General features: G+C 61.0%; 9 protein-coding genes and 2 pseudogenes. 1 reads left to right on the forward strand and 10 read right to left on the reverse strand.

From position 1 onward, the window contains the following. The 10 genes and pseudogenes from BN874_RS11055 to BN874_RS11100 all read right to left on the reverse strand — a co-directional run. A pseudogene (locus BN874_RS11055) lies at positions 1-397 on the reverse strand (F0F1 ATP synthase subunit alpha); the annotation flags it as partial. After that, on the reverse strand, positions 394-1,215 hold the full coding sequence (locus tag BN874_RS11060) for a F0F1 ATP synthase subunit B family protein (RefSeq protein ID WP_034433221.1): 822 nt from the start codon (positions 1,213-1,215) through the stop codon (positions 394-396). The gene BN874_RS11060 and the pseudogene BN874_RS11055, both read right to left, overlap by 4 nt. Before the next feature lie 3 nt (positions 1,216-1,218). Beyond that, complete coding sequence (locus BN874_RS11065; RefSeq protein WP_034433224.1) at positions 1,219-1,500, reverse strand: F0F1 ATP synthase subunit C; 282 nt, start codon at positions 1,498-1,500, stop codon at positions 1,219-1,221. 28 nt (positions 1,501-1,528) lie between these two features. Next, positions 1,529-2,224: a F0F1 ATP synthase subunit A gene (locus BN874_RS11070; RefSeq protein WP_034433227.1), complete on the reverse strand. Its 696-nt coding sequence runs from the start codon at positions 2,222-2,224 to the stop codon at positions 1,529-1,531. Continuing rightward, complete coding sequence (locus BN874_RS11075; RefSeq protein ID WP_034433229.1) at positions 2,208-2,525, reverse strand: ATP synthase subunit I; 318 nt, start codon at positions 2,523-2,525, stop codon at positions 2,208-2,210. Before BN874_RS11075 ends, BN874_RS11070 begins: the two co-directional genes overlap by 17 nt. Next, the gene (locus BN874_RS11080; protein WP_034433232.1) at positions 2,518-2,856 is read right to left on the reverse strand and encodes an AtpZ/AtpI family protein; all 339 of its coding nucleotides are present in this window, start codon (positions 2,854-2,856) and stop codon (positions 2,518-2,520) included. Before BN874_RS11080 ends, BN874_RS11075 begins: the two co-directional genes overlap by 8 nt. After that, on the reverse strand, positions 2,849-3,253 hold the full coding sequence (locus BN874_RS11085) for a F0F1 ATP synthase subunit epsilon (protein ID WP_034433234.1): 405 nt from the start codon (positions 3,251-3,253) through the stop codon (positions 2,849-2,851). The genes BN874_RS11080 and BN874_RS11085 overlap by 8 nt, the downstream gene beginning before the upstream one ends. Next, on the reverse strand, positions 3,228-4,664 hold the full coding sequence (atpD, locus tag BN874_RS11090) for a F0F1 ATP synthase subunit beta (RefSeq protein WP_034433237.1): 1,437 nt from the start codon (positions 4,662-4,664) through the stop codon (positions 3,228-3,230). Before atpD ends, BN874_RS11085 begins: the two co-directional genes overlap by 26 nt. A gap of 64 nt (positions 4,665-4,728) precedes the next feature. Next, entirely contained in the window at positions 4,729-13,398 is an 8,670-nt protein-coding gene (locus BN874_RS11095) for a GH36-type glycosyl hydrolase domain-containing protein (protein ID WP_034433239.1), read from the reverse strand. An 821-nt stretch (positions 13,399-14,219) separates the two neighbouring features. After that, entirely contained in the window at positions 14,220-14,510 is a 291-nt protein-coding gene (locus BN874_RS11100; RefSeq protein WP_034433241.1) for a hypothetical protein, read from the reverse strand. Positions 14,511-14,706: 196 nt separating this feature from the next. Between BN874_RS11100 and mmuM the strand changes: the two are divergent. After that, positions 14,707-15,342, forward strand: a pseudogene (mmuM, locus tag BN874_RS11105) (homocysteine S-methyltransferase); the annotation flags it as partial. Positions 15,343-15,364: the final 22 nt, after the last annotated feature.

The following is a 15,364-nucleotide window of genomic DNA, read 5'->3' on the forward strand; positions in this document are numbered from 1 at the left end:
GCTGGCTGGCGATGACCGGCCCGTGGCCATCCAGGGGCCGACCGAGCGGGTCGATCACGCGCCCCAGCACGCCATCGCCCACCGCCACATCCATGACCCGGCCGGTGCGCTGGACTTCATCGCCCGCGTTGAGACGCCAGTATTCGCCGAGCAGCACGACGCCAATGTCGTCCTCGTCAACATTGAACGCCATGCCGAGCACCTCGCCGGGAAACGCCACCAATTCATCAAAACCTACTCCGGGAAGGCCGGAGATATTGGCGATGCCGGTGGCGACACGGGTGATCGCGCCGACCTCCCGTGGCGTCAGTTGCGGCGTAACAGCGTCCCGCACTTGGCTTATTTCCGCAAACGCACGGTCGAAAATGTTCTCAAGGCGCTCCGGTTCCGTGTTCATGAGCGGGTTGCTTCGGACTGAGGTTCTTCCGGTTGAGGCTCGGCGTTGGCTTCGGGCTTGTCCTTCTCTTTCAGGAGTTCCTCGACGCTTTTTTCCAACGACGCCACATAATCCGCGATGCTCCACGCCACCTTTTGTCCATTCGTGGCAAGTTCAATCCCGCTGATCAGGTCTGGCGCGGTTCCGAACTGGACGGGCGTTTCCGCGCCCAGGGTGGCTTTGATCGCCGCTTCGGTGGAGGCGCGCTGCGCCGGCGGCAGGTCGAACGTGGTGCGAACGATCACCGGGTTGGGCGATGCCTTGAGCGCTGAGATCAGCCGTTCCTTTGCTGTTTCGTCAAGATCGCGCAACCGGCCAGCGAACACCTCAACCATCCGTTCTTCCAGACTTGTCCCGGCCAGATCAGTCAGCGCCTTGCGGGTGATGGCAAACACTTCCTGCTGGGTCCGGCGGCGAAGATCCTGATGCAAGTGCTGCATTTCGTTGTTCAAGGTTTCCTGCCGTTTTGCATGCAGAACCGCAGCGGCCTTCCGCGCCTCGTCGAGGAGTCGCTCGCGTTCTGCCTGCGCCTCGTCAGTCGCCTGTTTCAACAGCGCGCCGCGCTGTTGGTCGAACTCCGCGTTCTTGCGCTGGAACTCATCGCGCTCCTGTTGCGCTTGGGTGTCTTTCGCAGCGGCATTGGCAAGTTCGGTCGCGATCCGTTGTTCTCGTGTGTCGATGGCATCGAGGATCGGCTGGTAGAGAAAGTGCTTCATCAACCACACCAGGATGAGGAAGTTAAGCACCTGCGCACCCACGGTGAACCAGTCGATGAGCATGGCTTACTTTCCCGCCGCCTGCGCGATGGCGAAGTTCCAGAACGGATTGGCGAAAAGCAGAATCATCGAAACCACGAAGCAGTAGATCGCCGTGGACTCGATCATCGCCAAACCTACGAACAGCGTGCGGGTAATAGTCGCGGAGGCGTCGGGCTGCTGCGCCAGCGAAGTCAGCGCCGTCGCGACTGCCCGGCCTTCCGCCAGCGCCGGCCCCATCGTGCCGAAACCGGTAGTGAGACCGGCGATGACAATGGATGCCACTGCAATCAGGGTCATGCTGTCCATCAGAGTTTGTCCTTGGTGGGTGGTGGTCTCAAGTCTCGGCGGCAAGCTCGGGCTTGGGTTTGCGGACTCGCGTAGCGGCCACAATGTAAACGGCGGCCAGGATGGTGAAGATGTAGGCCTGCACCATGCCGGTGAGCAGACCGAGCAGCGTCATGATGATGGGAAAGATGAAGGGCGTAATTGACAGCAGAATGCCGATGATCATCGCCCCGCTCATCATGTTGCCGAACAGACGGACGGCCAGGGCCAGGGTGCGGGAGATTTCGCTGATCAGGTTAAACGGCAGCATGATGAACGTCGGCTCGATGTAGGACTTGAGATAGCCGCCCACCCCCTGATCCTGGATGCCGAAGAACGGTACCGCCACCAGCACGCACAAGGCGAGGGCGACGGTGGTTGATAGCGAGCCGGTCGGCGGCTCGTAGCCGGGGATCACGGTGCAGAGGGCGGATAGCGCGATGAACAGGAACAGCGTGCCCAGAAAACCGAGGTATTTTCGCGGCTGGCTCAGGCCCACTTCTTCGATTTGTTTCTCGATGGCGGTGACGATGATTTCCAGCAGATTCTGCCAGCGGGACCGTTGCAGACCGATGGACAGCTTGTGGGTAATGAGTATTGAACCGACGACCAGCACCAGCATCAATCCCCAGGTGAACACCAGGGTGGCGTTGAGTTTGAAAAACCCGTGTTGCCAAAAAATTATCTCATCAGGACTCAGGCGCATGGTCAGCCTCCGCTACCCAGGCAGTGGGCTGTTGCGCTGTTCGAGTCAGCTGCATGACGATCAAGCGCACCATGACAAATCCCACGAGACACGCCAGCAGCCGCTGCCAGTGGCCGCCCGCAACCTGGTAAAATCCAGCCAGCGTCAGACTCGTCCGCAGTAGAAAACTGCCGAAGAACCACAGCGCTGGCCGTTGAGATGACGTTCCTTTGCGAATCGTCCACCACAGGCCGCCGAAAAACAGCGCCCCGAGTGCAGCGCCCGCCAGCCCTGCTAATATCAAGATCCAGGTTTCATTCATCGTCATCCTCCTGTTCCTTCCGCATGGCCTGGTCTTCCTTGGCAACCCAGCGCCACGCATTGAAACAGCCCAGCACCAGCCCGGCGACCAGCAGCGCCAGGGTCCAGGAACGGCCTCCCGGATAAGTTCGGTCCAACCACAAGCCCAGCATCGCGCCGAGCAGCGTCGGCACCACCACCGACCAGCCGATCAACCCCATCATGCCCAGGCCGAACCAGACCCCCGGCGTGGGGTTACGCCGCGCCTTGAGCTTGCGCGCCGCCTTCGCGCCGACCTCCCGACTGAACGCCGTCGGGTCTTTCCCGCGCTGGCTTTCCAATGGGTCAGTCATGCTGAAACTCCGCCAGGCGACGGATGAAACCGCTCTCCATTTTCGCCATCACCGAACGCACGTTTTGCTCGTGTTCATCCAGGGTCAAAAACTCCCGTTCCACCGCCTTGCGCAGTTGACCGAGGTCGGTTCCGCCCAGCGCCCGGCGCACCGAAACCCGCACCTCCGGACCGGTCTTGACCAGTACTCCTTCATCCACGGCCAGGTAAACTTCGCCCTCCGCTGCGGTTTCGTAGATCAGAATCCCGGGCGCGAGCGCCGCGACGCAGTCGAGTCGGTGGGGCAAGAGGCCAAACGAGCCTTGGTGCGTCTCCGCGACGATGCGCGACACGCCGGTTTTCTCGGCGAAGATTTGAAACGGCAGCAGCACCTTAAGATTCATCAGGGGCAGTGGCATGTTCGCCCTCCGGTTGCGGTTTGGTTTTTCCCTTCGCTTCATCAATCGTCCCGATCATATAGAGCGCACTTTCCGGGACGTCCTTGAATTCATCGCGCAGGATGCGCTCACAGCCGTCCAGCGCGTCCTGGCGGCTGACGAGTTTTCCTTTGAGGCCGGTGAACTGCTCAGTGGTGAAAAAGGGCTGGGTGAGAAATCGCTCCAGGCGGCGGGCGCGGGCGACCACGTTGCGGTCCTCCGGCGAAAGCTGCTCCAGGCCGAGCATGGCAATAATGTCCTTGAGTTCCGCGTATTGCGCGAGGGTGCGCCGGATCTCCTGCGCCAGGCGATAATGCCGTTCGCCGACGATGCCGGGCGTGGCCATTTTGGAACTGGATTGCAGCGGGTCGATGGCCGGATAAAGCCCTTCGCTCGCCCGCTTGCGCGACAGCACGATGGAGGCGGAGAGATGGGAGAAGGTATGCACCGCTGCCGGATCGGTGAAATCATCCGCCGGCACATACACCGCCTGGATCGAAGTGATCGCGCCGGTATCGGTGTTGGCGATGCGCTCCTCCAACGTCGATAGCTCGGTGCCCATGGTCGGCTGATAGCCCAGCCGCGACGGCATCTGGCCCAGCAAACCGGAGACCTCCATGCCGGCCTGGATGAAGCGGAAGATATTGTCAATGAGCAGCAGCACGTCGCGGTGCTCGTCGTCGCGGAAATACTCGGCCATGGTCAGCGCCACATGCCCGACGCGGAACCGGGCGCCCGGCGGCTCGTTCATCTGGCCGAACACCATCACCATGTTTGGCAACACGCCGGCGGCCTTCATCTCGCGGTACAGCTCCTCGCCTTCGCGCGACCGTTCGCCGATGCCGCAAAACAGGCTGATGCCTTCGTGATGCCCGATCATGTTGTGGATCATTTCGGTGAGCAACACCGTCTTGCCCACGCCCGCCCCGCCGAACAGTCCCGCCTTGCCGCCGCGTTCCAGCGGCACCAGCACATCAATGACCTTGATGCCCGTCTCAAAGATTTCGGACTGGGTGGAACGTCGCGCCAGGGGTGGCGGCGCCCGATGCACCGAGCGCCATTGAACCTCGGTCGGGGCCGCTTGACGGTCAATCGCGTTGCCGAACACATCGAACATCCGCCCGAGAATGCCCTTGCCGACCGGCGCTTGCAGCGGCCCGCCGGTGTCTGCCACCGCCGTACCGCGAGCGAGACCTTGCGTGGGGGTCAAAGCAATTCCGCGCACGCGATGGGCGTCGAGCTGCGCCAGTACTTCGATGACGATGCGTTGATCCGCCCCCGCACGCAGCACCGAAAAGATCGGCGGTAAATACCCCTCGAACCGGATATCCACGACGCTGCCGCGCACCGAGACCACCGTGCCGAAATTTGAAGAGCGAAGTTGACTGCTCATAAGTTTTCCATCGCTGATTCCCGTTGATTACCGGTGAGTCCAAACGCAAAGTCAACGCTGGACGCTACGCTCTCTCCCGACGCGCATCGGTGTGATAGCGCACCTCGACCGTGTGTTCCTGATGGTCGTCTACCAGAGGAATCATGGCATTGGCGCACTCAACGCCGTCCATCGTGATCCGCGTCTCGCCCGTCCCGGCAACTCCTTGCGTGACGACGATGTGGTAGACCGTCTCCCGATAGCGGTAGCGCAAGGTGAATCCGTGCCACTCCGCAGGCAGACATGGCGTGAAATGCAAAGTCTCATCTTTCAACCGCAGCCCCAGCAGCGATTCCACAATCAGCCGGTACAGCCAGCCCGCCGAGCCGGTGTACCAGGTCCAGCCTCCGCGACCAGTGTGCGGCGCAACCGCATAAACATCGGCGGCGACCACATAGGGTTCGACTTTATAGGTCGCCACGGCTTCAGCGGATAGCGCATGGTTTATCGGGTTGATCATGGCGAACAGCTCCCACGCCCGCTGCCGGTCGCCCAAGGCCGCGAACGCCATCACCGCCCAGATCGCGGCATGGGTGTACTGCCCGCCGTTCTCCCGCACCCCGGGAACGTAGCCTTTGATATAGCCCGGATTCAACCCCGAAGTATCGAAAGGCGGATCCAGCAGTTGGATCAGCCCGGAATCCCGGCGCACCAGCCGCGCATCCAATGCCTCCATCGCCAACCGTGCCCGCTCGCTATCACCGGCACCGGACAGCACCGACCAGCTTTGGGCGATGGAATCAATCTGGCATTCGGCATTGCTGGCCGATCCCAGCGGCGTCCCGTCATCGAAGTAGGCGCGCCGATACCAGCCGCCATCCCAGCCCTGCTGATCGAGATTCTGGCGCAGTTGCGCCGCTTCGCTGTGACAACGCTCGACCAAGGGCAGGTCATCGCGCAACCGGGCGACTTCGGCGAAGCGCATCAGCACCTCGTACAGGAAAAAGCCCAGCCAGATGCTTTCACCCTTGCCCAGCATCCCCACTCGATCCATGCCGTCGTTCCAGTCGCCGGAGCCGATCAGCGGCAGGCCATGCGCACCCAAGCGGAGTCCGTGCAGGATGGCGCGCACACAGTGCTGATACAAACTCGCCGCTTCTTCCGACCGTGCCGGCAGATCGTAGTATGAGTCTTCCTCGGCATTGACCGGGCGGCCTTCCAGAAACTGAACCGGTTCATCCAGCACCCCGCTATCGCCGGTGGTCAGAACGTAGCGGCAAGTCGCCAGCGGCAGCCAGAGATAATCGTCTGAGCAGTGCGTGCGCACCCCCCGGCCCGACGGCGGATGCCACCAGTGCTGCACGTCGCCTTCGCGGAACTGACGACTGGCGCAGAGCAACAGGTGCTCGCGCAGCAGATGCGGCTTGGTGTGAATCAGCGCCATCAGATCCTGCAACTGGTCGCGGAAACCAAAGGCGCCGCCCGACTGGTAATAACCGCTGCGCGCCCATAGCCGACACGCCAAAGTCTGGTATACCAGCCAGCCATTGGTCAGCACATTCAGCGCCGCATCGGGCGTTTCCACCTGCACCGCGCCCAGGGTGTGCTGCCAATGCCGGTGTACCGAATCGAGACACGTCTGCGCCGCCACCGCGCCCCGGCAACGATGCACTAACGTGCTGGCGTCATCCGCGCCGCGCCGACCAGCCACGCCTAGCCGGAACACGATTTCATGTTCCTGCCCGGCAGCGAGTTCAAAGCTCACCTGAATCGCCGCGCAGGCATCCATCGCCGCGCCGACCTTGCCGGACAACCGCGCCCGCATCATCGCCGCCGGATGGCGCAAGCTCCCATTGCGCCCGATGAACTCGGTCCGGTCGCCGCTGAAGGTTCGCATCGCATCGTCTACATCGAAAAAGGCAATACGGTCGGCGAACTCAGTGTTGTACGGATTCCGCGCAAACAGCGCGCCACTGGTCGGATCAATCTCGGTGATGAGATGCAGCGCCGACTTTGGCCGCAGATCACCCAGCACCCACTCCAAATAACCGGTGGCCGACAGTCGTCGCGTCTGGCCGGATCGATTGCGCACTTTCAATACCGAGAATTTGATCGGCACATCCACCGCCACGTATACCCACAACTCCGAATGAATGCCGCCTTCACTATGCTCGAACACGCTATAACCGAAGCCGTGACGGGTGACATAGGGTGTTGCGCCGCCTACCGGCAGCGGCGTCGGCGACCAGAAGTCGCCGCTCTCTTCGTCGCGCAGGTAAAAAGCTTCGCCGCTGGCGTCGCTCACCGGGTCATTGTGCCAGGGCGTGAGGCGGAACTCGTGAGCGTTCTCGCACCAGGTGTAGGCCATCCCGCTCTCCGAAATCACCGTCCCGAAGTGCGGATTGGCCAGCACATTGACCCACGGCGCGGGCGTGGTCTGGCCGGGCGCGAGGGTGATGACGTACTCGCGGCCATCGGGGGTGAATCCGCCCAAACCATTGTCGAGGATGAGATCGGGGCGCAGCTCTCCGCTGACTGCTGCCAGTTCGGGACGGGGGTTTCGAGTCGGGCGGAAACGCGGCATCCGCTTTTCCAGCAGGCCACGCCGGTTAAGCTGTTCCGCCAGCGTGCCCCGACTGTCGCTGAGAATCACCCGCGCCACGGTTTGGAACAGAATGCGGTCTTCACTCGAAATCTGATCCGCCGGGCGGATAAAGATGCCGCCGGGTCGATCCATCACATGCGCTTCGACGCCCGCCGCAATCAATCCCAGGATTTGATCATGGAGTTGTTGCCGATAACCGGCTTGATCTTCATTCCAGATCACCAAATCCACCGTCAGCCCTTTCAATCGCCAATAGGCGTGAGCCTGCACCAGTTGATGAACCAGTTCGATGTTGGTCGGATCGGCAATCTGCACCAGCACAATCGGCACATCGCCGGACACGGCGTGACTCCACAGCCCGGATTGACCGCGTCGGTTCTGGCCGAGAATGCTGGCGGCGGCGCGCAGCGAGGCATTGGCATAGAGGATCGAGTTTGCCAGCCGTTTGTACAGTTGCACGTCGGATTCGGTGGCGTTGATCTGCCGCAATACCACTTGGCTATGCGTCCACGCCAGATCGAACACCCGATCCGCCAGCCGTTGATCCTGATATTTCTCGACCAGACTGACCGCAACCTCACGGGTGTCGCCGATGCCAGTGACCCGATCTATCGTGGCGAATTGATCCGGTTCCAGTGTAATCCGATAGCGGATCGCAACGATGGGATCCAGCACCGACCCGGCGCTACCCGACAATACCGGGTCCGCACTGATTAAGGCTTGAGGTGCAGCAGCGGTGCGACCGCGCCCGATAAACTGCATCCGGTCGGTTTCGTAGGACACCGGGCCGCAGTTGGCCCCGCGCACCACCATCAAATGAAACAGCCACGGCGAAGCCTCATTCTGCGAGCGCGGGCGGCGGTTACACAGAATCGCCGGTTGCGGATCGAGAATTTCGGTCTGCACAAACAGGTTGCTGAACGCCGGATGCAGCACATCGGCAGCCGGGGTGGCAAGGACGACTTCCGCGTAACTGGTGACTTCGATAACCCGGCGGGTCCGGGCGCGGTTGGTGATGCGCACCCGGCGCAGTTCGATGTCATCTTCCGGCGAAACGGCGATCTCGCTATAGGACTCGAACTCGTGATCGCGGCGGCGAAACTCGGCGCGTCCTTTGGAGAAAATCGCTTCGTAATGATCCGGCTGTTTAAGCGTGGGCTGATAAGCCGTTGACCAAAATTCGCCGCTGGCTACGTCGCGCAGATAACAGAAGGCACCCCAGGAATCGCAGGTGGCGTCTTCGCGCCAGCGGGTGACGGCGAGGTCTTTCCAGCGGCTGTAACCGCCACCCGCGTTGGTGACCATCACATGGTAGCGGCCATTCGATAACAACTGCACTTCCGGGATCGGCGTGTTCGGGCTGTTAAACACCCGCACTGGCGCTTCCTGACCACCCGCGAGATGGATATCAGTGGTCTCGTCGGCGATGTGCGAATAGAACGCCGTGGTTTTCGGAATGCGCTCCTGAAGTAGCAGAGCGGTGGCCTGGAACAGCGGCGCTGATGCAAAGCGCTTCTGCATTGGGCGATCCAGCAGCAGATAGGCCAGCGCGAGGAAGCTCATGCCCTGGTGATGGGCCATAAACGACCGCACTACGGTGCTGGCCTGCCCACGCGGCAGCCGGGACGGCGTGTAATCAATCGCTTCATAGAAGCCAAATTTCCCTTCAAATCCAGCGGCGGCGAGACGCTGCAAATTCAGACACGCGGCCTCTGGAGCCACCATCAGCGCCAGCGCCGAGGCATACGGCGCAATCACCAAATCCTCGGCCAGTCCGCGTTTGAGTCCCAGGCCGGGCACACCGAAGGCGCGGTACTGGTAGTTGAGATGCACGTCAACCGTGTTGTAGCCCGATTCCGAAACGCCCCAGGGAACGCCGCACTGCTTGCCATAGGCGATTTGCCGGGCCACCGCCGCCTGACAGGTCTGATCCAGTAAAGTGTTTTCGTAGGTTGGCATCACCAGCAGCGGCATCAGATACTCGAACATCGAGCCGCTCCACGACATCAGCGTGGGTTCGCCACCGGCAATCGTCAGCAGGCGGCCCAAGGCAAACCAGCTTTCCTGCGGCAGTTGGCCCTGCGCAATCGCCACGAAACAGCCCAACCGCGCCTCCGACGCCAGCAGGTCGTAGTAGCTGGCGTCCTGCCGCCGTTCGCTGACGTTGTAGCCAATCGTTAATAGATGCCGCGACTCGTCAAACAAAAAGTCATAGTCCATTTGGGCCAGTTCGCCCGCCTGCAACGCCAACTGTTCGAGAGTCGTAATTCGTTCGCGAGCGCGGCGGCTGGCGTCCTGAAGAGCCGGCAATAACTCCACCTCAAGCATGGCCAACTGGCGCAGTGTGGGAATTAAAAATCCCCCCTGCCCCCCTTTTTCAAAGGGGAGTGGCGAAGCCGGGGGGATTTCGGCAGCCAGCCACGGCGCGAGAAACAGCAACTCATCGAGGGCAATGCGGCACTGCCGAGCCAATGCTTGCGCCCATTCGTTCGCTTCGCTCCCGGCGTTCCCAGCGGCTGCATTCAGCGTAACAACCGCTTCCTCGGCGCTAATCGCCAACGACTCAAGGCATTGTTGCGCTGCCGCCAGCGTGATCGGGCGGGTAGCCGACGCTGATTCCAGCGTTTGCTGAAAGCGGGTGAGCGGAGTCGGTAAATCGGCTTTAAGCGCGTCAGTCAGAATCCTGAAAGTGTCACTGATCCCGTCCAGCCAGCGGGTACTCAGAATCGGGTCATCCATCAGCGCCAGCAGTCCCGGTTGCAAGGTCAGCAAGCAGCCCGCCAGGTTGCCGCTGTCCACCGACGAAATGTACGTCGGCTGTAGCGATTTCAGTGACTGGGTGTCGTACCAGTTGAAGAAGTGGCCGCGATAGCGTTCCAGGCTGCCCATTGTCCGCAGTGCGCACGAGGTGCGCTCGATGAGGCATCCGGCTGGAATATAGCCAAAGTCATACGCGGCCAGATTCGCCAGCAGCGACAACCCCATGTTGGTCGGCGAGGTGCGATGTGCCACTGCGACCGGCTGCTCCTGATAGTTATCGGGCGGCAACCAATGATCTTCCGGGCCAACGAAGGTCTCGAAGAACGCCCAGGTTTTGCGGGAAACCATGCGGAGAAACAAGGTTTGATCCGCCGTCAAGGGCGCGGTGTGCCGAATCAGCGGGCGGCTGATCCACCAGGCCATGACGGGCGAAGCCAGCCATAGCAGCAAAATCGGCCCCGCTATCGCCAGCACCGCCGGTTTCGTCAGCGCCAGACTGAGCGCCGTAACCGCCGCCAGCGCCGGAGCGATCCCCATCATCCGGTAAAAACCGACCAAATCCCGGCACTGGTGATGATCGCCCGATGAGGTCCATTCCAGCAGATGTTGATGAGTGATCTGCATCCGCCAGATCGTGCAGATCATCGCTTTAAGACTGAAGTACGCCTCATAAGGGAGGCAGACAAAGGCAAACGCGGTCTGCGCCAGTTGGTCGCCCGCCGAGCGCGCCGCCGCCGCGCCATGCTGGCTCCAGCGCCTATCGCCCGGCTTTTGCAGCAGGTTCAGCAGCGAGGTCAGCAGCGACGGGATCAGCAGGATGCCCAGCACCGCCCCAGTCCAGAATCCGGGCGCTGCCAGCACGGTCCAGCCCAGCGCCAACAGCAAGGTCAACGCCGCTGGCGCCAGACTGCGCCGCAGGTTGTCGGCCAGTTTCCAGCGCGACAGCAGCGACAGCGGGTTTTTCCGCTGTTGTCCGTCGAGATCAGGAACCTGCGGCAATAGCCACTGCGCGATCTGCCAGTCGCCGCGAATCCAGCGATAGCGGCGGCTTACGTCGGCGCTGTAGCAGGCCGGATAGTCCTCATACAACTGCACATCGCTTAACAGTCCAGCCCGCGCATAACACCCTTCCAGCAGGTCGTGGCTGAGAATCCGGTTTTCGGGAAAGCATCCATTGATTGCCTGCTCGAAAGCATCCACATCGTAAATGCCCTTGCCGATAAACGAGCCTTCCTGAAACACATCCTGATACACGTCGGAAATGGCATGGGTATACGGATCAATGCCGGCATCGCTCCCGTACAGCCGGGCAAACCGCGACCGATTCGCGCCGGGCAAACTCACCGCGACCCGGGGTTGCAGGATGCCGTAGCCCGCGCCAACCCGCTGCTGATCGGCGTCGTAACGCGCCTGATTCAGCGGGTGCGCCATCGCGCCCACCAGTTCCCGCGCCGCGTCACGCGGCAGTTGGGTATCGGTGTCCAGGGTAATGACGTATTTCACATTCAACAGGATCGCGGGATCGCCGACCACCCGCGAGAAGCGATCCTGAGCATTACCGCGCAGCAGCGCGTTCAAATCGGCCAGCTTGCCGCGCTTGCGCTCGTAACCCATCCACACCTGCTCTTGCGAATTCCAGCGGCGCGGGCGATGGAACAGGAAAAAAGTATCGCCGCGAACCCGCCGGTATTTTTCATTCAGCGCCTCAATCCGTTGCGCGGCCAACTCCACCAGCGCGTTGTCCTCCGGCAGGGTTTCCTGCGGCGCATCCCGAAAATCGGTCAACAGGCCAAAGTGCAGGCTATCGTCGCGATTGGCCAGAAACCGGACTTCCAGCGCCTCGATCAGCGCCTTGACGTTGTGAATGCTGGTCAGCATGGTCGGCGTCACCACCAGGGTGCGCACTTCCGGCGGAATGCCGGCGGAAAAATCCATGCGCGGCAATGGATACGGCGTGGTCAGCAGCGTCGCCAGCCAGTTCACCAGCGCCACCGCCAGATGACTGGTTGCCAGCGCCGCCAGAACTCCCAGGATCACCAGCAACCCACCCGGCACGCCATCGGCCTGCGCCTTCGCCAGCAAGCTCCCGCTAAACAGCGCCGTCAGCAGCGTAATCGCGCCTAGATACAGCATCAAAGGCGCCTGACGACTCCAGCGTTGCAGCGACTCGCCGGTACACCAGCACGCCTGAACCTTGCGTTCGAGCTGCGCCAATCCCCGATCAATCAGGTAAAAACCCACATGCGCCGCTCGCCGATCAGCGTTGTTCTCAGCCGCGCATTGCTGCGCCAGACCCAGCGCGTGACGCGCCACTTCCGCCTCGGACAGCCGGCTGTGTTTCGCCACTTTTTCCACCACATGCCGGTAACGATCCCGGCTGGCGAAATCCATCTGGCCGTAAATCCCGCCCGGATCGTCGCGCAAGGTCTGTTCAACCCCGCTCATGGTTTCCACGAACTCGCGCCAGTCCATCGCCCCCAGAAAGCGCAGACTGCCGATGCTATTGCTGATCGATACCTGATCGGCGGCCTGTTGCTGGTTCTCCACCTGAACCAACTGCTCAATGGTCAGGCCCGATTCAGCGAGGTGCTGCTCGATCCAGGTCAGCGGCAAAGCCAGCGCCGAACTCTGGCCTTGCAGTCGCCGCGCCAGCTCCGCCACAAAAGCACCGGACATTGGCGGATTCGACCGCGCCATATCTGCGATCACCAGCAGCAGATTTTTCGGGTCGCTTTCGGCCATCGCGGTCATTTGATCGGCCCAGCCATCGGCCAGGTTCTGGTCGGTGCGGCTGGCGGCGATTCGGGCCGCCACCCGGCGCAGATTCTCGATCAGCGTCAAACGCAGCATGATCGGAATGGCCCACAATTCACCCAGCTTGAGGCTGGTAACGGTCTGATAGGCGGCGACGAAACGGCTGAGATTTTCCGGGTCTACCCGACCATCGCCGTGAGCGATAATTTCCAGCGCCAGGTCATAGACCCGTGGCAGTCCGGCTGATGGGCCGTTCAACAAGCGCGGCAATTCCCGGCTGTACCCTTTGGGCAAATGCCGCTTGGCGGTGCGAATCTGTTCTTCAATCAGATAGAAGTTATCAAGCAGCCATTCCCCTGCGGGCGCAATCCGGCGGGTTGCGGTCACTGCGGCTATGAGCAGCGAACAGACGCTAGTCAAGGTCTGTTCATTCTCGGTCAACCGCGCCAGAAGCTGATCCGGCGCATGTCCCGGCGTTAACGGGTGAGCAGCGGCGAGATGCTTGCCGTGCTGTTCCATCTGGACGGCGCTGAACAGTTCCGCCCGCAGCGGCGGCTCGTCACCAACGTACTGTTTGGTCAGCCCGTTGCCAACAAAGCGCGTTTTCAACTGGAGCCAGGTTTCGCGAATCGCCATAGTGCCCACCTTCAAATGTGCGGTCTCCGGCTTCGGAGCGAATTCATGCTGTAATGGGGAGAAACCTACCCTATATCGTGGGTAAAGCTCTGTTCGCTAGCGCACAGATCAATCGGTAAGCCTGACTTTTTTATTTTCCATCACTCCCGTGCGAGCGGAAATCCAGCAGGACTTTCGCTTATTCGTCATTCCCGCGAATGCGGGAATCCAGTCAGTCGCTAAAAAATCGGGGTACCCGCGTTCCCCGCGTTCGCGAGGACGGGTATGACGAATGGAGCGATTTTTGACCTCAAAAGGACAAAACCTATTAGAAAACGGTATAAGACATTGAAAAATTGGATAATTGCTTTCGAAGGCGTGACGAATTCAGGGGGAGACTGGCGCGAGTGCGCCGGGGAGAGCGGCATCCTTGCGTGATTACGACTGACGGTAGACGCCAGCCAGCGCTAGGCGCGGTCGAAAATATCCTTAACCTTCTGGTAACACTCGCAAGCCGACGCCTTGAGACCGTCTCGACCCAGGATCGTGATGTTGCCGCAGCTGTATCGAATCAGCTTTTGCTGCTGTAGCGCGCTGGCCGCTACGGTGACTCCAACCCGGCGCACCCCCCACCACATAGAGCCGCATCACCATTGCCGCAACTGTGGTGAGAGCAGGTGGTTTAACAATCTGTTTGCGACGCATCTCACTCCTCCTTGCGGGCCTTTGTTCTAGTTCTAGCGCCGGAAGTATGTAACTACGGGGCTATCGCCGCATAAAACTGTCCGAACCATTGACCTAAACCAAGGCGGCCGTTGGAGCGAGGCCGCCGGCGCCTTGATTCATTGCAAAGTCTCCGGTGTGGTAAAACCGCTGTTAAGAGTATCTATCGAATCCGGCGCATCTTGCAGACAATGCACCAGCCTCAGAGCATTTTGCAGGTGGCGAGACGCGCCTTGCAGTTGATCTTCGGGCTGAGCGGCCAAGGCGGAGGAGGCCAGCACGGCGGCGACGTTCACTAGAAACGATAATCGGTCCAGCCCAGCTTCATCTGCGTCGTTCAGAATGCGAGCGCTAACCGCTTTGGCGCAATTGGCGATTCGCTCGTTTGCATGTTGTTCAGCTTCGGTCATGCATTTATCCTCTCTCAATAACGGTTTGGTCATCAAAGGGCTGTTGGCGCTTTGTTATGGCGTAGCGGAATGCGGTAGATGCAAATTCGATGCAACCTCTCAAGTATGGTGCAGCGATCTGATGATTTCAGAATAATCTCACGCGCTCGCTGCCAGAATCCAAATGGACGCTGGCGTTACTCTTTCAGGAATTGTCATGAATCCACTCACCCCGATTTTACGGCGCCATCCGATTATCCTCCTCGATGGCGCGTTGGCGACAGAACTGGAACAGCGGGGCTGCGACCTGCGCGATCCGCTTTGGTCCGCCAAGGTTTTGTTGGAGACGCCAGATCTGATCCGGCAGGTCCATTTGGATTACTTTCTGGCGGGCGCTGACGGCGCAATTACCGCCAGCTATCAGGCCACCGTCGCCGGCTTCATGCGCCGAGGGCTTAGTTCGACCGAGGCCATTGCGTTGATCCAGCGGTCGGTGCGCCTCGCCATTGAGGCCCGCGATGCGTTCTGGGCCGACCCCGCAAACCATGCGGGCCGACCACGCCCCTTCGTCGCCGCCTCGGTGGGCCCCTATGGCGCTTTTCTGGCGGATGGTTCCGAATATCGAGGGGATTATGGCCTGAGCGAGGCGGCTCTGATCGAATTCCACCGCCCACGACTGGCGGCGCTGCTGGCCGCTGGCGCGGATATTCTGGCTTGTGAAACGCTGCCCTGTTTGGCGGAGGCGCAAGCCTTGGCGCGTCTGTTGGCCGAGTTTCCCGACGCCAGCGCCTGGATCAGCTTCAGCGCCCGCGACGGCGCGCACACCTGCCACGAGATCGGAAGAGCGTCGTGTAGGGAAAGAGTGTAGATCTCGG

It is taken from the genome of Candidatus Contendobacter odensis Run_B_J11 (genome assembly GCF_000531125.1).
GTDB lineage: Bacteria > Pseudomonadota > Gammaproteobacteria > Competibacterales > Competibacteraceae > Contendibacter > Contendibacter odensensis.